Source organism: Streptomyces sp. NBC_01267 (assembly GCF_036241575.1).
Taxonomy (GTDB): Bacteria; Actinomycetota; Actinomycetes; order Streptomycetales; family Streptomycetaceae; genus Streptomyces.
On record NZ_CP108455.1, the window covers coordinates 6,952,188 to 6,970,879 of the forward strand.

At 70.7% G+C, this 18,692-nt stretch carries 15 protein-coding genes; 10 read left to right on the forward strand and 5 right to left on the reverse strand.

Annotated elements, in window-relative coordinates; translation table 11 throughout:
- Positions 1–2,076: a PQQ-dependent sugar dehydrogenase gene (locus OG709_RS31205; RefSeq protein WP_329168531.1), complete on the forward strand. Its 2,076-nt coding sequence runs from the start codon at positions 1–3 to the stop codon at positions 2,074–2,076.
- A gap of 159 nt (positions 2,077–2,235) precedes the next feature.
- Here the strand turns inward: OG709_RS31205 and OG709_RS31210 are convergent, their stop codons facing one another.
- Complete coding sequence (locus OG709_RS31210) at positions 2,236–4,032, reverse strand: AMP-dependent synthetase/ligase (protein ID WP_250302699.1); 1,797 nt, start codon at positions 4,030–4,032, stop codon at positions 2,236–2,238.
- Positions 4,033–4,383: 351 nt separating this feature from the next.
- Positions 4,384–5,250, reverse strand: coding sequence for a LysR substrate-binding domain-containing protein (locus tag OG709_RS31215; RefSeq protein WP_250302701.1), 867 nt, complete (start codon positions 5,248–5,250; stop codon positions 4,384–4,386).
- Positions 5,251–5,366: 116 nt separating this feature from the next.
- Here OG709_RS31215 and OG709_RS31220 point away from each other — a divergent pair, with 116 nt between their 5' ends.
- Complete coding sequence (locus tag OG709_RS31220) at positions 5,367–6,422, forward strand: bile acid:sodium symporter family protein (protein ID WP_250302703.1); 1,056 nt, start codon at positions 5,367–5,369, stop codon at positions 6,420–6,422.
- A 55-nt stretch (positions 6,423–6,477) separates the two neighbouring features.
- On the opposite strand, the gene OG709_RS31225 is transcribed toward OG709_RS31220, so the two are convergent.
- Entirely contained in the window at positions 6,478–7,092 is a 615-nt protein-coding gene (locus OG709_RS31225; RefSeq protein WP_250302705.1) for a hypothetical protein, read from the reverse strand.
- Between the two features lie 90 nt (positions 7,093–7,182).
- Positions 7,183–8,022 (reverse strand): formate dehydrogenase accessory sulfurtransferase FdhD, encoded by an 840-nt coding sequence (gene fdhD / locus OG709_RS31230; RefSeq protein WP_250302746.1) that lies wholly within the window; start codon positions 8,020–8,022, stop codon positions 7,183–7,185.
- A gap of 249 nt (positions 8,023–8,271) precedes the next feature.
- On the opposite strand from fdhD, the gene OG709_RS31235 reads away from it, so the two are divergent.
- Positions 8,272–9,210, forward strand: coding sequence for a beta-ketoacyl-ACP synthase III (locus OG709_RS31235; RefSeq protein WP_250302708.1), 939 nt, complete (start codon positions 8,272–8,274; stop codon positions 9,208–9,210).
- Between the two features lie 202 nt (positions 9,211–9,412).
- Positions 9,413–10,090 (forward strand): GntR family transcriptional regulator, encoded by a 678-nt coding sequence (locus OG709_RS31240; RefSeq protein ID WP_326693659.1) that lies wholly within the window; start codon positions 9,413–9,415, stop codon positions 10,088–10,090.
- 57 nt (positions 10,091–10,147) lie between these two features.
- Here OG709_RS31240 and OG709_RS31245 read toward each other — a convergent pair whose 3' ends face one another.
- On the reverse strand, positions 10,148–10,942 hold the full coding sequence (locus OG709_RS31245) for an NAD(P)H-binding protein (protein ID WP_250302710.1): 795 nt from the start codon (positions 10,940–10,942) through the stop codon (positions 10,148–10,150).
- A 230-nt stretch (positions 10,943–11,172) separates the two neighbouring features.
- Here OG709_RS31245 and OG709_RS31250 point away from each other — a divergent pair, with 230 nt between their 5' ends.
- The 6 genes from OG709_RS31250 to OG709_RS31275 all read left to right on the forward strand — a co-directional run bounded on the left by OG709_RS31250 (position 11,173) and on the right by OG709_RS31275 (position 18,670).
- A complete protein-coding gene (locus OG709_RS31250; protein ID WP_250302711.1) occupies positions 11,173–12,354 on the forward strand; it encodes an ROK family transcriptional regulator in 1,182 nt (393 codons plus the stop codon).
- Between the two features lie 224 nt (positions 12,355–12,578).
- On the forward strand, positions 12,579–14,102 hold the full coding sequence (locus OG709_RS31255; protein ID WP_250302712.1) for a sugar ABC transporter ATP-binding protein: 1,524 nt from the start codon (positions 12,579–12,581) through the stop codon (positions 14,100–14,102).
- Complete coding sequence (locus tag OG709_RS31260; RefSeq protein ID WP_250302713.1) at positions 14,099–15,133, forward strand: ABC transporter permease; 1,035 nt, start codon at positions 14,099–14,101, stop codon at positions 15,131–15,133. The genes OG709_RS31255 and OG709_RS31260 overlap by 4 nt, the downstream gene beginning before the upstream one ends.
- A 65-nt stretch (positions 15,134–15,198) precedes the next feature.
- The gene (locus OG709_RS31265) at positions 15,199–16,251 is read left to right on the forward strand and encodes a substrate-binding domain-containing protein (protein WP_250302715.1); all 1,053 of its coding nucleotides are present in this window, start codon (positions 15,199–15,201) and stop codon (positions 16,249–16,251) included.
- Positions 16,252–16,314: 63 nt separating this feature from the next.
- Positions 16,315–17,655 carry a Gfo/Idh/MocA family protein gene (locus OG709_RS31270; RefSeq protein ID WP_443068560.1) on the forward strand — a complete coding sequence of 447 codons (1,341 nt, stop codon included), beginning with the start codon at positions 16,315–16,317 and terminating at the stop codon, positions 17,653–17,655.
- A 10-nt stretch (positions 17,656–17,665) separates the two neighbouring features.
- Positions 17,666–18,670 (forward strand): sugar phosphate isomerase/epimerase family protein, encoded by a 1,005-nt coding sequence (locus OG709_RS31275; protein WP_250302717.1) that lies wholly within the window; start codon positions 17,666–17,668, stop codon positions 18,668–18,670.
- Positions 18,671–18,692 lie beyond the last annotated feature (22 nt).

Genomic DNA, 18,692 nt, shown 5'->3' on the forward strand with positions numbered 1-18,692 from the left:
ATGAGACGTACTCCGAGAAGCGCACGGCACTTCGGTGCCACCCTGCTGGCTGCCGCGGGTCTGGTCATGGGTGTCGTGGCACTGCCGCCCACCGCGTCCGCCAGTCCTGCCGCTGCCGCGCCGACCCGGTACGAGGCCGAGTCCGCGGCCCTCTCCAAGGCCGCGGTCGAGTCCAACCACAAGAACTATTCGGGCACCGGCTTCGTCAACGGCAACAATGTCGCGGGCAGTTATGTGGAGTTCACCGTCGACGCGGCGGCTGCCGGGAACGCCACGGTCGCGGTCCGGTACTCGAACGGTACGACGGTGGACCGGCCCGGCGACATCGTGGTGAACGGCGCCGTGGTCGCCGCGGCGCACACCTTCGGCTCGACCACCGACTGGGACACCTGGGCCACCGCCTCGGTGACCGTGCCCGTCACCGCGGGCAGCAACAAGATCCGGCTCACCTCCACCACCGCCAACGGACTCCCCAACCTCGACTACATCGACGTCACCTCCGCGGGCGGTGACACCCAGGCGCCCGGCGCACCGGCGACGCTCACCTGCTCGGCGGTGACCGACACCTCGCTCACCCTGAACTGGGCGGCGTCGACCGACAACACCGGTGTCTCGATGTACGACATCTACGAGCACGGCAACAAGATCAGTGAGGTGGCGGGCAACCTCACCACCCGGACGCTCACCGGGCTGACCGCCGGCACGACGTACAACCTCACGGTGTTCGCGCGGGACGCGGCGGGCAATGTCTCGTCGGCCAGTCCGGTCGCGAACTGCACCACCGCCCCCAGCTCGGACACCACCCCGCCGTCGAAGCCCGGCACTCTCTCGTACAGCGGTCTCACGGCCGACGGCGTCACCCTGAAATGGGGTGCTTCCACGGACGACAAGGGCGTCACCGCCTACGAGATCCGCAGCGGCTCCAACGTCTACGCCATGGTGAAGGGCGACCCGCCGGCCACCACGGCCACGGTGAGCGGGCTCGCGTGCAGCAGCCCGTACACCCTGGACGTCGTCGCCAAGGACGCGGGCGGCAACGCGTCGGCGGCGAGCAACGCGGTCACCTTCACCACTCCGGCCTGCGCCACCGACGGCGGGGTACCGTCCGCGATCTCCACGCTCTCCAGCAACTGGACGATCCCGTGGGGCACTTACTGGATGCCCGACGGCAAGACCGCGCTGATCACCGAGCGGGACAGCTTCAAGGTCTTCAGGACGACCCCCACCGGCACGCAGACCCAGGTCGGCACCGTGCCCAACGTGGTCACGACCAACGGAGAGGGCGGTCTGCTCGGCGTCGCCGTCGATCCGAAGTGGTCGGCCAACCACTACGTCTACTTCATGCACACCGCCTCCGAGGGCAACCGGATCGTGCGGATGACGTACGACGGCAGCTCGCTCACCGACTACAAGATCCTGCTCCAGGGAATCAAGAAGAACAGGTACCACAACGGCGGACGGCTGGCCTTCGGCCCCGACGGATATCTGTACGCCTCGACCGGTGAGGCACAGACACCCGACCTGGCCCAGGACAAGACCTCCCTCAACGGCAAGATCCTCCGGCTGACGACGGACGGCAAGGCGGCGCCGGGCAACCCGTTCGGCAACTACGTCTACAGCTACGGACACCGCAACCCGCAGGGGCTGGCCTTCGACCGCAAGGGGCGGCTGTGGGAAGCCGAGTTCGGCAACAGCTCCAAGGACGAACTCAACCTGATCAAGCCGGGCGCCGACTACGGCTGGCCGACCTGTGAAGGCACCTGCAGTGTCTCCGGAATGACCAACCCCAAGGCGACCTGGGGCGTCTCCGAGGCCTCACCCAGCGGTATCGCGATCGTCAGGAACGTCATCTACATGGCGGCTCTCAAGGGGGAGCGGCTGTGGCGGATCCCCATCACCGGGGACACCGAGAACGTGGGCACCCCGACGGCGTACTACGTCGGGTCCTACGGGCGGCTCCGCACGGTCACCAAGGTGCCGGGCTCGGACGAACTGTGGCTGTCCACCACCAACTGTGACAACAACGGAGGCGCGGCGGCAGGCTCGGACAAGATCTTCAAGGTCTCGATCAGCTAGACCGACCTGGTTGCCGCGCGCGCCGGAGGCCGTGGCCGGGGGCTCGAATCCCCCGGCCACGGCCACGGCTACGGCCCCGATTGCGGCCGGGTCGTACCGGCGGCCCGGTCCCGATCCGGTCCCGATCCGGAGCCGGTTCGAATCCGGCACGGAGCGGACTCAGCGGTAGAGCGCTTCGACCTCTTCGCCGTACGCCGTCTCGATCGCCTTGCGCTTCAGCTTCAGTGACGGGGTGAGCAGGCCCTGTTCCTCGGAGAACTGATGGGCGAGGATCCGGAATGTACGGATCGACTCGGCCTGCGAGACCAGGGTGTTCGCGGCCACCACCGCCCGCCGGACCTCCGTCTCCAGATCCGGGTCGCGTACCAGCGCGGCCGGGGCCATCGACGCTTTGCCGTGCAGGGCGAGCCAGTGCTCCACGGCTTCCTGGTCGAGCGTGACGAGCGCCGCGATGTACGGCCGGTCGTTGCCGACGACCAGACACTGCGCGACCAGCGGGTGGGCCCGTACCCGCTCCTCCAGCCCCGCGGGCGAGACGCTCTTGCCGCCGGACGTCACCAGGATCTCCTTCTTGCGCCCGGTGATGGTGAGATAGCCGTCCTCGTCGAGCGACCCCAGATCGCCGGTGGCCAGCCAGCCCTCGTCGAGTACGGCATCGGTGGCCTGGGGGGAGTTCAGATACCCGGAGAACAGATTGGCCCCGCGCACCCACACCTCGCCGTCGTCGGCGATGTGCACGCCGGTGCCCGGGATCGGCTGGCCGACCGTGCCGTAGCGGGTGCGCTCGGGAGGGTTGGCGGTGGCAGCGGCCGTCGTCTCGGTGAGTCCGTACCCCTCGTAGATCGAGACGCCCGCGCCGTCGTAGAAGAGCCCCAGCCGGCGGTCCATCCCGGAGCCGCCGGACATCGCGTGCCGCACCCGGCCGCCCATCGCCTCGCGGACCTTCGCGTACACGACCTTCTCGAAGAACTGGTGCTGCATCCGCAGCCCGGCGGACGGCCCCGGGCCCAGACCGAACGCCTTGTGCTCCAGGGCCTCGGCGTAGCGCACCGCCACTTCCACGGCCTTGTCGAAAGGGCCCGTCCTCCCCTCGGTCTCGGCCTTGCGCCGTGCGGCGTGGAAGACCTTCTCGAAGATGTACGGCACAGCCAGGATGAACGTCGGCCGGAAGGCCACCAGATCGGGCAGCAGGGCGCGCGCCGAGAGCTCGGGCTGGTGGCCCATCTTCACCCGGCCGCGAACCGCCGCGACCTCGACCATCCGCCCGAAGACGTGCGCGAGAGGCAGGAAGAGCAGGGTCGAGGAGGTGTCGCCGCGCCTGGAGTGGAACACCGGCTCCCAGCGGGTGACCATCGTGTCGGCCTCGAACATCAGACTGGCGTGGGTGATCACACACCCCTTGGGGCGGCCCGTGGTCCCGGAGGTGTAGATGACGGTGGCGACGGACTCGGGGGTCACGGCCCGACGGTGGCGGTGCACCACCTCGTCGTCGATGTGCGCGCCCGCCGCGAACAGCTCGTCGAGGACTCCCGCGTCCAGCTGCCACAGCCGGTGCAGGCTGGGCAGCCGGTCAATCACGGAGCCGATGGTCATCGCGTGGTCCTCGTTCTCGACCATGCAGGCGGTGACCTCGGAGTCGTACAGCATCCAGAAGACCTGCTCGGCGGAGGACGTGGGGTAGACCGGCACGGGCTGTGCCCCGACGGTCCACAGCGCGAAGTCGAAGAGGGTCCATTCGTAGCGGGTGCGGCACATGATCGCCACGCGGTCGCCGAACCGCACCCCGTCGGCGAGCAGCCCCTTGGCGAGGGCGAGGACCTGGTCCCGGAACTCGCCGGACGACATGTCGTACCAGTGCCCGTCCTGCTTCCGGCCGAGGGCGGGCCGGTGGGGGTCGTCCTCGGCGTGCTCGAACACGACGTCCGCCAGTCCGCCGACCTGGGGCGCCGTCACCATGGGTGGGACAGTGAACTCGCGCAAAATGACCTGCTCCTATGTGACGCTCCGCACAGCGCCGTGACGGTACCCCAACGCGAGGTCCGGCGACACAGAGCCCAGGGGCCCGCAGTTGTAGGGAAATGACAGGGCTCAGCGGTAGCGCGGCAGGTGAAATGTACCCACATGGGGAAGCGTCGGGCACCCCCCTGACTGAACGGTAAGTTCCGGGTGGTGGAATCTCCACTGAATCTGTACCCAGCAGTCACGGTGGACCCGCAACCCTTGTGACCTGGGGGTCATGTGACGTCGACGCCCGGTGATGCCGGTGTGATGCCGGTGCGGGTGGGCGCCGCAGAAGTCGCCCGCCGCTCAGACCCGATGGTGCAGCCGGTCCGCGCCGGCCAGGATCGCCGACGCCAGTGCGTCGGCGGCCTCCTGGGCCCGTCCGCCCGCCGGGCCGTGCAGCAGCACGAAGTCCACGTCCCCGAGATCGGGCAGCCCGGCCCGCGCCGGCAGCTGGGTGAGACCCGGCGGAATCAGGCCGCGGGTGTGCGCCATCACGCCGAGACCCGCGCGGGCCGCCGCGATCAGCCCGCTCAGGCTGGTGCTCGTGCAGGCGATGCGCCAGGGCCGGCCGTGTTCCTCCAGTACCTCCAGGGCGCGGGCCCGGGTGATGGCCGGCGGCGGGAAGAGGATCAGCGGGAGCGGGCGCTCCGGGTCGATCCGCAGCCGGGGCGCGCCGATCCAGTTGAGAGCGGAGCTCCAGACCAGTTCGCCGTGCCGGTGACCGCTGCGGCGCTTGGCGAGCACCAGGTCGTGCGCGCCCGCCGCGAGCTGCTCGTGCAGGATGCCGGAGAGCCCGACGGTCAGTTCCAGATCCACTTCCGGGTGCGCGGCTCGGAACGACTCCAGGATCTCCGGCAGCCGGGTCAGAACGAAGTCCTCCGACGCGCCGAACCGCAGCCGCCCGCGCGGCCGGCTCCCGGTGAAGAAGGCCGCCGCCCGCTCGTGGGCCTGGAGGATCGTACGGGCGAATCCGAGCATCGCCTCGCCGTCCTCGGTCAGTTCGACGCTGTGCGTGTCCCGGGTGAAGAGCGTGCGGCCCGTCGCGTCCTCCAGGCGGCGCACGTGCTGGCTGACCGTCGACTGGCGTACGCCGAGCCGGTGCGCGGCCTGGGTGAAACTCAGGGTCTGCGACACGGTGAGAAAGGTACGGAGCTGCGCCGGGTCGTACATGGGCCCGAGGTTATCGCGTGCCGTGATGTCAGTCAGAGTGGTATGCAGGATTCCCGATCATGGGCATCGCATGGACGATGGGGGCACGCACCGGTCACAGAGAGCAAGTGGAGCACATGAGCCGCCGCACGCTGCAGCTTCCGTCCTGGCTGCCGATCGATCCGTACATCCTGGCGCTGATCGGCACGGTCGCCCTGGCGGCGCTGGTGCCGGCCCGCGGCACGGCAGCCGACGTGGCGGGGGGAGCGTCCACCGGTGCGGTGGCCCTGCTCTTCTTCCTCTACGGCGCCAGGCTCTCCACCAGCGAGACCGTCGAAGGGCTGAAACACTGGCGGCTCCATCTCACCGTGCTGGCCTGCACGTTCGTCGCCTTCCCGCTGCTGGGTCTGGCGGCCAGGGGACTCGTCCCGTTCGTCCTGACACCCCAGCTGTACAACGGTCTGCTCTTCCTCTGCCTGGTGCCCTCGACGATCCAGTCGTCGATCGCCTTCACGTCGATCGCCCGCGGCAATGTTCCGGCGGCGATCTGCGCGGGCTCGTTCTCCTCACTGGCGGGGATCATTGTCACCCCGGTCCTCGCGGCCCTGGTGCTCGGCAACAGCGGGGGCGGCTTCTCCGCCGACTCCCTGCTGAAGATCGTGCTCCAGCTGCTGGTGCCCTTCCTGGCCGGACAGCTGCTGCGGCGCTGGGTGAGCGGCTTCCTGGTACGGAACAAGAAGGTCCTCGGTTACGTCGACCGCGGCTCGATCCTGCTGGTCGTCTACACCGCCTTCAGCGAGGGCATGGTGCGCGGTGTCTGGCACCAGATCAGCGTCGCCCGGCTGCTGGCGCTGCTCGCGGCCGAGGCGGTGCTGCTGGCCGCGATGCTCGCACTGAGCTGGTACGGGGCCAAGCGGCTCGGATTCGGGCGCGGCGACCGGATCGCGATCCAGTTCGCCGGGTCGAAGAAGAGCCTGGCGGCCGGACTGCCCATGGCGAGCGTGCTGTTCGGGGCGCAGGCCTCACTGGCGGTGCTGCCGCTGATGCTCTTCCACCAGATGCAGCTGATGGTGTGCGCGGTGATCGCCAAACGGCGCTCGCGCGATCCGCTCACCGACGCGGACGGGGACGGAGTCGCGGACGACGGCGGGTCGGGCGGGACCTCGCCCGCCGCGGAGCCCGCCCTGCGGTGACCCCGGCAGACTTCGCCGGTCGCCGGTGGCCGGTGGCCGTGCCGGTCAGGTGAGGTCAGGTGCGGCGCGGGGAGGCCAGCAGGTAGGGCGAGCCGGCCCGCCGGTCCGCGTGCGCCGAGGTCTGCCAGCCCGCCAGTTCCAGCACCTCGGCGTAGGCCGCCGGGTCGGGCCCGTCCACCCGGACCGCCTCCGGCTGCGCCGACTCGGTGACCAGGTACCCCCGGCAGCCCCCGGCCTCCAGCGCCAGCGCGGACGCCTGTGTCAGATGCGTGCGTTCCCAGTCGCACGGCCGCTGCGCCGATCCGTCCGGATCGGTGACCCGCCGCATGTCGAGCAGCCCGTCCCAGGCGCTGCGCACCTCCCGCTGCCGCGCGGAGTCGGCCGGGTCGCTCCCGGTTCCGGTGCGGGCGCTGAACACCCCGGGCGCCGGATCCGGGGGCGTCGTCGGCGCCGGTGGTGGCACCAGCCGCAGGGGATCCGCGGCCAGTTGCTCCCGCACCCGCTGCCCGGCCGGTGTCAGATAGTGCCGGTGCGGGGGCCGCGGATGGCGCAGGGCCAGGCCCTGGGCGACCAGCGCGGCCAGCACCGTCGAGGGACCGTGGAGCAGGCCGGATTCCGCGTCTGCGGTGCGGATCGCCCGGCGCTGGGCTGCGGACGGCTGACGGGTCATGAGCCCGACCGTACTGCGCCGGCGCGGTGCGGGGACAGCCGTCGTCGTACGGCGAAACCCGCGGCACGGACCACGGCGGAGCCCGGCGCGTCAGATGCCGGACGGCAGCGCGACCCGCTCGGCGCCCGCGTACACGTTCATGGAGGAACCGCGGAGGAACCCGACCAGGGTGAGGCCGGTCTCAGCGGCCAGGTCGACGGCGAGCGAGGACGGTGCGGAGACCGCCGCGAGCACCGGGATGCCCGCCATCACCGCCTTCTGGGCCAGTTCGAAGGAGGCCCGGCCCGAGACCAGCAGGACGACCTGCGAGAGCGGGAGCCGGTCGTCCTGCAGCGCCCGGCCCACCAGCTTGTCCACCGCGTTGTGGCGGCCCACGTCCTCACGGACGTCGAGCAGTTCGCCCTCCGGCGTGAACAGCGCCGCCGCGTGCAGCCCCCCGGTCCGGTCGAACACCTGCTGGGCCGCCCGCAGCCGGTCGGGCAGGACGGCCAGCAGTTCCGGTGTGACGCGGACCGGGGGAGTGTCGGCGATCGGGAAGCGCGCGGTGGTCCGGACGGCGTCCAGGCTCGCCTTGCCGCAGAGCCCGCACGAGGACGTGGTGTAGACGTTGCGCTCCAGCGTGATGTCGGGCAGCTCGACGTCCGGGGCCAGCCGCACATCCACCACGTTGTACGTGTTCGAGCCGTCCGCCGTCGCCCCCGCGCAGTACACGATCGACTGCAGTTCGTCGGCCGAGCCCAGCACGCCCTCGCTGACCAGGAAGCCCGCCGCGAGCGCGAAGTCGTCGCCCGGGGTGCGCATGGTGATGGCGAGCGGCTTGCCGTTCAGCCGGATCTCCAGGGGCTCCTCGGCCACCAGGGTGTCGGGACGGGTCGTCACCGCTCCGTCCCTGATGCGGATGACCCGGCGGCGTTCGGTGACCCGTCCCATAGAAATCGGTCCCACTTCTCGATCAGTACTGCTGGACGTGCCCTCGACGGTCCCATTCTCCCGGACGTGGAGCGTGACGTTGCGGCCCGCCCCGTCGTGACGACTCGGTGCGTCGTAGGCACAGAACGTGGCCTCATGTGAAGCCTCCAACAGGAACGCCCGAATCTTGGTGCTTTACGTGCCGTCGTACCCATCAGTCGCTGACGAGACTGGAGGGCTCCTGACGTCAGCAGTAGAGGGGCCCCGGGCATGACCGGTACACGCATCGCCGCACTCGGCCATTACCAGCCTGCCAAGGTGCTCACCAACGACGATGTCGCCGCTCTCGTCGAGACCAGTGACGAATGGATCCGGACCCGGGTGGGCATCAAGACCCGCCACATCGCGGGTCCCGAGGAACCGGTCGACGAACTCGCCGCCCAGGCCGGAGCGAAGGCCCTGGCGTCGGCAGGCATCGCCCCCGCCGACATCGACCTCGTCCTCGTTGCCACCTCCACGGCCATCGACCGCTCGCCGAACATGGCGGCGCGGGTCGCCGCGAAGCTCGGGATGGGCTCGCCCGCCACGATGGACGTCAACGTCGTCTGCTCGGGCTTCACGCACGCCCTCGCCATCGCCGACCACGCCGTGCGCGCCGGATCCGCCGCACGCGCCCTGGTGATCGGCGCCGACAAGATGGCCGAGATCGCCGACTGGACCGACCGCTCCACCTGCGTCCTGGTGGGCGACGGGGCCGGCGCGGCCGTCGTCGAAGCGTGCGACGAGGACGGAATCGGTCCCGTGCTCTGGGGCTCGGTCCCGGAGATGGGCAACGCGGTGCGCATCGAGGGAACGCCCCCGCGCTTCGCCCAGGAGGGCCAGTCCGTCTACCGCTGGGCCACCACCCAGCTGCCGCCGATCGCGCGTCAGGTCTGCGAGAAGGCGGGCATCACCCCCGAGGACCTGGCCGCCGTCGTCCTGCACCAGGCGAATCTCCGGATCATCGAGCCCGTCGCCGCGAAGATCGGCGCCGTGAACGCGGTGATCGCCCGCGATGTGGTGGACTCCGGCAACACCTCCGCCGCCAGCATCCCGATGGCGCTCTCCAAGCTGGTGGAACGCCGGGAGATCCCCTCCGGCGCCCCGGTCCTGCTCTTCGGCTTCGGCGGCAACCTCTCGTACGCGGGACAGGTGGTCCGCTGTCCGTGACGGCCCGGCCGACCGTCCCGTCGGCTGCGCTGCCGAACGCCCGGCGTCCTCGGCTGCTCCTGGCGAATACCGGATGAGGTGTACGTCACTCAGGTGGCGCGGTCCGGCCACGGCTCGTTGTGCTCGGTAGACTGTAGACGATAGGCAATTGCTCCGTGCCGATGCGCCGCTGCCCTCTCCGGAGGCCAGAAGGGGGACCGAGATGCTGTCCACAGGACTGCCGAAGGGGACCGTACCCAAGCTGGAGCGGCCGGGGCCGCTGCGTGAGCGGGTGTACGAGACGCTGCTCGAACTGATCACGACCCGGGCCCTGACACCGGGGCAGCATCTGGTCGAGAGTGAACTCGCGGGCCATCTCGGTGTCTCCCGGCAGCCGGTGCGAGAGGCCCTGCAGCGGCTCGACACCGAGGGGTGGGTCGATCTGCGGCCCGCGCAGGGCGCGTTCGTCCACGAACCCACCGAGCAGGAGGCGGACCAGCTGCTCTCGGTGCGTACCCTCCTGGAGACGGAGGCCGCCCGGCTGGCCGCCGCCCACTCCGGGGCTGCGGGGATCGCCGCGCTGGAGCAGCTGTGTGCCAAGGGTGAGCAGGCCGTCGCGGACGACGACGTGGAGCTGGCGGTGGCGACCAATGACGCGTTCCATGCCAAAGTCATCGAACTGTCGGGCAATGTGGTCCTGGCCGAACTGGCCGGGCAGGTGGACCGCCGGGTCCGCTGGTACCACCGGCCCGTCGCCCGGCAGCGCGGCAAGCAGTCCTGGATCGAGCACCGGGAACTGATCGCGGCGATCTCCGCGCGGGACGAGGACGCCGCGACGGCGGTCATGCGGGCGCACACGGAGCACACCCGTACGACCTACCACCAGCGCGAGCGGAACTGACGGACCGGGTCCGCCGGGTGCCCCGGGCTCATCCGGCGAAGTCCGGCCGGGCAGGTGCTAGCGGAAGGCGTCCGCGTGCGCCACGGCCCACTGCCGGAAGGTGCGCGGTTCGCTCCCCGTGAGGTCCCGCACCGTCGGCAGCACCGGTGACTCGTCGAGCGTGCCGTCGGCGTAGAAGCTGAAGAACGCGTCGACGTACTCCTGCGGCATCTGCGCCGACATCTCCGCCCTGGCCTCGTCGTCGGAGAAGCCGTCGAACCGCAGCTCGCGGCCGAGGACTTCACCGAGGACGCGGATCCGGTCCCCGGGGAGCAGCGACTCCGGTCCGGAGAGCGCGTAGGCCTGTCCCTCGTGGTCGCCGGAGGTCAGCGCGAGGGCGGCCACCGCGGCGATGTCGTACGGGTCGATGTTCGCGACCCGCACCTTGCCGAACGCGTCCCGCACCGTGTCGCCGTCGCGCAACTGCGGGCGCCAGCGCAGGGTGTTGGACATGAAGCCGACGGGGCGCAGGAAGGTCCAGGGCAGGCCCGACTCCCGTACCTCGACCTCCGACTCGATCATGTAGCGGGCGACGGCGTTGGACAGATCGCCGCCCGGAACCGAACTGCTGGAGAGCAGCACCACCCGCTCCACACCCGCTTCGCGGATCCGCCCCAGGGTCTCCGGCATGTTGTCGTAGCCGGGCAGCAGGAACACCGCGCGCACCCCGTCGAGCTGGGACGCCACACTGAGCGGGTCGTTGAGATCGCCCGCGGTGGAGCGGCTGAACTCCCGTACCTTCTCGCCCGAAGCGGTGAGCCGGCGGACCAGCTCGGAGCCGACATTGCCGGTGGCTCCGGTGACCAGAATCATGAGGTTTCCCCTCGGTCGTCGTACAGGACCGCCATCGTCCTTCACGCGCGGCCCTCCCCACCACTTCGACCGGTCGGGGCACTCGCTGCGTGAGCCTTTGTCCTCGATGGGGAGAAAGTGGGAGGCGATTCCTGCGCAACTTCTTCCCACTCGGGGAAAGCGCTGCTACGTTCCCACTCGAAAGCCCGTAGGACACACGGCCGATGAGGCGGGAGGGGCAAGTGAGGCGCATGACTGCACGACCCGCCAACACGCATCAGGCACGACTGCTGCGGCTGTTGCGAGACGGGGGCCCCAACTCCCGTGCCCAGCTGGGTGACCAGGTGGACCTCTCGCGCTCCAAGCTCGCCGTGGAGGTCGACCGGCTCCTGGAGACGGGCCTGGTCGTCGCGGACGGGCTCGCCGCCTCGCGCGGTGGCCGCCGCTCGCACAACATCCGGCTGGCACCGGCGCTGCGTTTCCTCGGCGTCGACATCGGCGCGACCTCGGTCGATGTGGCCGTCACCAACGCGGAACTGGAGGTGCTCGGCCATCTCAACCAGCCCATGGACGTCCGGGAAGGCCCGGTCGCCGTCTTCGAGCAGGTCCTCGCGATGGCCGCCAAACTGCGGGCGTCGGGGCTGGCCGAGGGGTTCGACGGCGCCGGTATCGGGGTCCCCGGACCGGTTCGCTTCCCCGAGGGCGTACCGGTCGCCCCGCCCATCATGCCCGGCTGGGACGGCTTCCCCGTACGCGAGGCCCTCAGTCAGGAACTGGGCTGCCCGGTCATGGTCGACAACGATGTGAACCTGATGGCGATGGGGGAGCAGCACGCGGGCGTGGCACGCTCGGTGGGCGACTTCCTCTGCGTCAAGATCGGCACGGGTATCGGCTGCGGGATCGTCGTCGGCGGCGAGGTCCACCGCGGTGTGACGGGCAGTGCGGGCGACATCGGGCACATCCAGGTCGAGCCCGACGGGCGCCCCTGCGCCTGTGGCAACAGGGGCTGTCTGGAAGCCCACTTCAGCGGCTCCGCGCTCGCGCGGGACGCCGAGGACGCGGCGCGCGCCGGACTGTCCAGCGAACTCGCGAGGCGGCTCGACGCCTCCGGACGGCTGACCGCGGCGGATGTCGCGGCTGCCGCGTCAGCGGGGGACGCCACCTCGCTCGACCTCATCCGGGAGGGCGGCAACCGGGTCGGCCAGGTCATCGCGGGCCTCGTCAGCTTCTTCAACCCGGGTCTGGTGGTGATCGGCGGCGGGGTGACCGGCCTCGGCCACACCCTGCTCGCCAGCGTACGGACCCAGGTCTACCGCCGGTCGCTGCCGCTGGCCACCGGCAATCTGCCCATTGTGCTCGGGGAGTTGGGCCCGGCTGCCGGAGTGATCGGCGCGGCCCGCCTGATCAGCGACCATCTGTTCTCACCGGCCTGACCGCCGGGACGCACCACCGGCACGATCGGCACCACCGGCACCACCGGCACGATTGCGCAGCCCCGCAGCCCCGCAGCCCCGCAGCCCCGCACCGCCCGCACCACAGGAACACCCGCTCACCTGCACGTCCGCTCGACCTGAACATCCCGCACCGCCGCACCGCGCTCAGCTCTGCCCTGCCCTGAAACACCCGCTCACCGGCCGAACCGCCGAGGGGATCCGTCATGGCACCAGAACCACCGCTGCTCACGATGTCCGGCATCACCAAGTCGTTTCCCGGCGTCCGCGCCCTCGATGGCGTCGATCTCGAAGTCCTGGCCGGTGAAGTCCACTGCCTGCTCGGCCAGAACGGCGCGGGCAAGTCCACCCTCATCAAGGTGCTCGCCGGGGTCCACCAGCCCGACGGCGGGCAGATCACCTGGCGGGGCGAGCCGGTCGGGCTCCGATCGCCGATCGCCGCGATGCGCCTGGGTATCGCCACCATCTACCAGGAACTCGACCTCGTGGAAGGGCTGTCCGTCGCGGAGAACATCTTCCTCGGTCACGAGCCGACCACCGCGGGCTTCGTCGTACGGGGCGGCCGGGAGCGGGCCGGGGCCGCCACCCTCCTGAAGCGGCTCGGCCACACCGAGATCGACGCGGGCCGCCGCGTCGGCTCCCTCTCCGCCGCCCAGCAGCAGATCGTCTCCATGGCGCGCGCGCTCTCCCACGACGTACGGCTGATCGTGATGGACGAGCCGTCCGCCGCCCTCGACCCGGACGAGGTCGACAACCTGTTCCGTACCGTCGCCACCCTGACCGCCGACGGGGTCGCCGTCGTGTACATCTCCCACCGGCTGGAGGAGATCCGGCGCATCGGTGACCGGGTGACCGTTCTGAAGGACGGCCGGGCCGTAGCGGGCGGGCTGCCCGCCGAGGAGACCGCGACCCGCGACATCGTTGCCATGATGACCGGCCGCACGGTCGAGTACGTCTTTCCCGAGCGGCGCCGGGACAGGGGGAGTCCCGCCGGCCCGCCGGTGCTGCGCGTCGAAGGACTCACCAGGGCCGGGGAGTTCGCGCCCTTCGACCTGGAGATCGGGCCCGGCGAGATCGTCGGCCTGGCCGGGCTCGTCGGATCGGGGCGCTCCGAGGTCCTGGAGACGGTCTTCGGCGCGCGCAGGCCGGACGCGGGCCGGGTCCTCGTCGACGGGAAACCGCTGCGGCCCGGCAGCGTCCGCGCCGCCGTCCGCGCCGGTATCGGACTGGCCCCCGAGGAGCGCAAGGCACAGGCGCTGCTGATGCTGGAATCCGTCACCCGCAATGTGTCGGTCTCCTCGATGTCCCGCTTCTCCCGCGCGGGCTGGCTGGACCGCGGCGCCGAGCGCCGGGCGGCACAGGCCGCGACCCGTGAGCTGCACCTGCGTCCCGACAACCCCGACGCCCGCGTCCGTACCCTCTCCGGAGGCAACCAGCAGAAGGCCGTACTGGCCCGCTGGCTGTTGCGCGGCTGCCGGGTCCTGCTGCTGGACGAGCCCACCAGGGGCGTCGACGTCGGCGCCCGCGCCGAGCTCTACGCCGTGATCCGCAGGCTGGCCGACGAAGGGCTGGCCGTCCTCCTCGTATCGAGCGAAGTCCCCGAAGTGCTGGGCCTCGCCGACCGGGTGCTGGTGCTCCGCGAAGGGCGCGTCGTCCATGCGGCGGACGCCGGGGAGCTGGACGAGCACCGCGTACTCGACCTCGTGCTGGAAGGGAGCCCCACGCCATGACACAGCCCGCCTCACCCGCGCAGCAGGACAGCCCCGGCGCCACCGCGACGGCACGGCCCGGGAGTCGTGGACCCAGGGCGCCCCTGGGGCTGCGGCTCGACGTCCGCAATCTCTCCCTCCTCGGCGTCCTCGCCGTTCTCGTCGCGGTCGGCGGCTTCACCAGACCCGACGAGTTCCTGGCCACCAGCAACCTCCAACTGGTCCTCACCCAGGCCTCGGTCATCGGGGTCGTCACCGTCGGCATGACCTTCGTGATCACCAGCGGCGGCATCGATCTGTCGGTGGGCGCGGTCGTCGCGCTCGCGTCGGTCTGGGCCACGACCCTGGCCACCCAGGAGTACGGCTTCGTGGGCATCCTCTGCACCGCGATGCTGGTGGGGCTGGGCTGCGGACTCGTCAACGGCGTACTCATCGCCTACGGCGGGATGGTGCCGTTCATCGCCACCCTGGCGATGCTGGCTTCGGCCCGCGGACTCGCCCTGCAGATCACCGACGGCAAGACGCAGATCGTGACGGTCGGGCAGGTCCTCGATCTCGGGGTCCCCGACTCGTACGTCCTCGGGATCCCGCCGCTGGTGCTGTTCTTCGCCGGGGTCACCGTCGTCGGCTGGCTGGTGCTGAACCGTACGACCTTCGGGCGGCGGACCGTCGCGGTCGGCGGCAACGCGGAAGCGGCCCGGCTGGCCGGGATCGACGTACGCCGCCAGCGGCTCTACCTCTATCTGCTCTCCGGCCTGTGCTGCGGCATCGCCGCCTTCATGCTGATCGTCCTGTCCGGCTCGGGGCAGAACACCAACGGCAATCTCTACGAACTCGACGCCATCGCCGCCGCGATCATCGGCGGCACCCTGCTGAGCGGTGGCCGCGGCACCGTCGTCGGCTCGGTCCTCGGCGTCCTCGTCTTCACGACGATCACCAATATCTTCGCGCTCAACAACCTGCAGAGTGACGTCCAGCAGATCGCCAAGGGCGCGATCATCGTGGCCGCCGTACTGGTCCAGCGCCGTACCGCGCGCGACGGCGAGGCCTGACACCCGCACCCGTGCCGCCGTTCCACTCCTTTGCACGTCCACTCGAACGAAGGGGTTCGACCGTCATGCGACAAGACCCGGGAACCAGCCGCAGAGGAATGCTGTTCGGCGCCGCAGCCGTGTCGGCGACAGCCGTCCTCAGCGCCTGCACCAGCAACGAGCCGAAGGCGAAGGGCAAGGACACGGAGGTGAGCAGCCGCCCGGCCGCCGACGCGAAGCCGGGCAAGGCCGTCACCATCGGCTTCGCGGGCCCGCAGGCCGACCACGGCTGGCTCAACGCCATCAACGAGAACGCCACGTCACAGGCGAAGAAGTACTCCGACGTGACCCTGGAGGCCACCGAGGGCGCCAACGACACCGCGGCCCAGATCGGCCAGGTGCAGACCCTGATCAACAAGAAGGTCGATGTCCTGGTGATCCTGCCGGCCGACGGCAAGGCGCTCACCCAGGTCGGACTCCAGGCGATGAAGGCGGGCATCCCCGTCATCAACCTGGACCGGATCTTCGCCTCACCGCAGGCCTACCGCTGCTGGGTCGGCGGCGACAGCTACGGCATGGGTCTCAACGCGGGCCGCTACATCGGCGAGCAGCTGAAGGACAAGCCCGGCGCCAAGGTCATCGAACTGGCCGGGATCGACGGCCTGGAGCTGACCAAGCAGCGCACCCAGGGCTTCGACGACGCCCTGAAGAACTACCCGAACATCAAGAAGGTGGCCCGGCAGTCCGCCGACTTCACCGTGGAGTCCGGCCAGGCGAAGACGGCACAACTGCTCCAGGCGCAGAAGCACTTCGACGCGATGTGGAACCACGACGACGACCAGGGGGTGGGCGCCCTGCGCGCCATCGCGCAGGCGGGCCGCAAGGACTTCCTGATGGTCGGCGGTGCGGGCTCCCGGTCGGCGATGGACGCGATCAAGGCCGACAACTCGGTACTGAAGGCCACCGTCCTCTACCCGCCGAGCATGGCCGCCTCGGCCATCGACCTGGCGCGTGCGCTCGGCCAGGCCAAGGGCATCGGCGGGCTCTCCGAGCTGGAGATCCCGGCCTCGATCACGCTCTACTCGGCGGTCGTCACCAAGGACAACGTCGACCAGTACCTCCCGACGGGCTTCAGCTGACCGGACCGGCCGGGCGGCCCGCCGGGTGACCGATGTGTATGAGACCGATGAGGAGGATTCCGTATGGCTGCTGTCTCACGGGGGACGATCCCCGGACCCCCGGCCGGAGAAGGGGGCCGGAGCGGTGTGCCGACGCTCGGCGTCGGCATGGTCGGATACGCGTTCATGGGCGCCGCCCACTCCCAGGGGTGGCGCACCGCGGGCCGGGTCTTCGACCTGCCGATGCGACCGGTCATGGCGGCGGTCTGCGGCCGGGACGCGACCGCGGTACGGGCGGCGGCGGACCGGCACGGCTGGGCGGCGGCCGAGACCGACTGGCGGGACCTCGTCGCCCGCGACGACGTGCAGCTCGTCGACATCTGCACCCCCGGCGACAGCCACGCGGAGATCGCGACGGCGGCGCTGGCCGCGGGCAAGCACGTGCTGTGCGAGAAGCCGCTCGCCAATACGGTCGCCGAGGCGCAGGCCATGGTCCGGGCGGCCGAAATGGCGCGCCTGAACGGCCAGTTGGCGATGGTCGGCTTCAACTACCGGCGCGCTCCCGCCGTCGCGTACGGACGTCGGCTCGTCGCGGACGGACGGCTGGGCAGGCTGCGGCACGTACGCGTCAGCTACCTCCAGGACTGGCTCGTCGACCCGGAGTTCCCGCTGACCTGGCGGCTGAAGCGCGAGAGCGCCGGGTCGGGGGCGCTCGGTGATCTGGGCGCACACATCGTGGACCTGGCGCAGTACCTGGCGGGGGAGCGGCTGGCGGGCGTGTCGGCGCTGACCGAGACCTTCGTACGGGAGCGGCCCCTCCTCGACGGGGCCTCCAGCGGACTCTCCGGGGCCGGGGCCGGGGCCGGGGCCGGGAACGGGAAGGGGGCCGGGGCCGGGAACGGCACCGAGGCTGTCGGACGCGGTCCGGTCACCGTCGATGACGCGGCCGTGTTCACCGGACGGTTCGCCTCGGGTGCGCTCGTCACCTTCGAGGCGACCCGGATGGCGGCCGGACACAAGAACGCGCTGCGCATCGAACTCAACGGTGAGCGCGGCTCTCTCACCTTCGAACTGGAACGGCTCAACGAACTGCTCTTCCACGACCACACGGAACCGGCTGTCTCGGCAGGTTTCCGGCGGATCCTCGTCACCGAGCCGGACCATCCCTACATGGCCGCCTGGTGGCCGCCCGGCCACGCGATCGGCTACGAACACACCTTCGTCCACCAGGCCCGCGACCTGGTCGAGGCGATAGCCGCCGGGACCGACCCGTCGCCGTCCTTCGCCGACGGACTCCAGGTCCAGCGGGTGCTGGCGGCGGTGGAGGAGAGCGCGGCCAAGCGGGCCGTCTACACCCCCGTGAGCCCCGCGCCCGATCAGCCCGTGCCCGATCAGCTCGTGCCCGATCAGTCCGTACCGGAATAGGAGGTCAGGTATGCCGCGTCCCTTCACGCTCTTCACCGGCCAGTGGGCCGATCTGCCCCTGGCGGAGGTCTGCCGCCTCGCCCGCGACTTCGGCTACGACGGTCTCGAACTCGCCTGCTGGGGAGACCACTTCGAGGTCGACAAGGCGCTGCACGACCCCGGCTATCTCGACTCGCGGCGCCAACTGCTGGACAGCTACGGGCTCACGTGCTGGGCGGTCTCCAACCACCTGGTGGGCCAGGCCGTCTGCGACAGCATCATCGACGAGCGCCATCAGGCGATCCTGCCCGCCCGGATCTGGGGCGACGGGGACGGCGAGGGGGTACGCCGACGGGCGGCGCAGGAGATGAAGGACACCGCACGGGCCGCGGCGGCCTTCGGGGTGCGGACCGTCATCGGGTTCACCGGTTCGTCCATCTGGCACCTGCTGGCGATGTTCCCGCCCGTGCCGCCGCACATGATCGACCGCGGCTACCAGGACTTCGCCGAGCGCTGGAACCCGATTCTGGACGTCTTCGACGCCGAGGGGGTGCGCTTCGCCCACGAGGTGCACCCGAGCGAGATCGCGTACGACTACTGGACCACCCAGCTGGCGCTGGACGCCGTCGGCCACCGGCCCGCCTTCGGGCTGAACTTCGACCCCAGCCACTTCGTCTGGCAGGACCTCGACCCGGTCGGCTTCCTCCACGACTTCCGTGACCGGATCTACCACGTGGACTGCAAGGAGGCCCGTACCCGGCTGGACGGGCGCAACGGCAGGCTCGGCTCGCACCTGCCGTGGGGCGACCCGAGACGCGGCTGGGACTTCGTCTCGGCGGGGCACGGTGACGTCCCCTGGGAGGACGTCTTCCGGATGCTCAACTCCATCGGCTACCGGGGGCCGGTCTCGGTCGAGTGGGAGGACGCGGGGATGGACCGGCTGGCCGGTGCCCCGGAGGCGCTCACCCGGCTGAAGGCCTTCAACTTCGACCCGCCCACGGCGTCCTTCGACGCCGCCTTCGGGGGCGGCGCGTAAGGGCTGTCCCGCAAGCCCGACC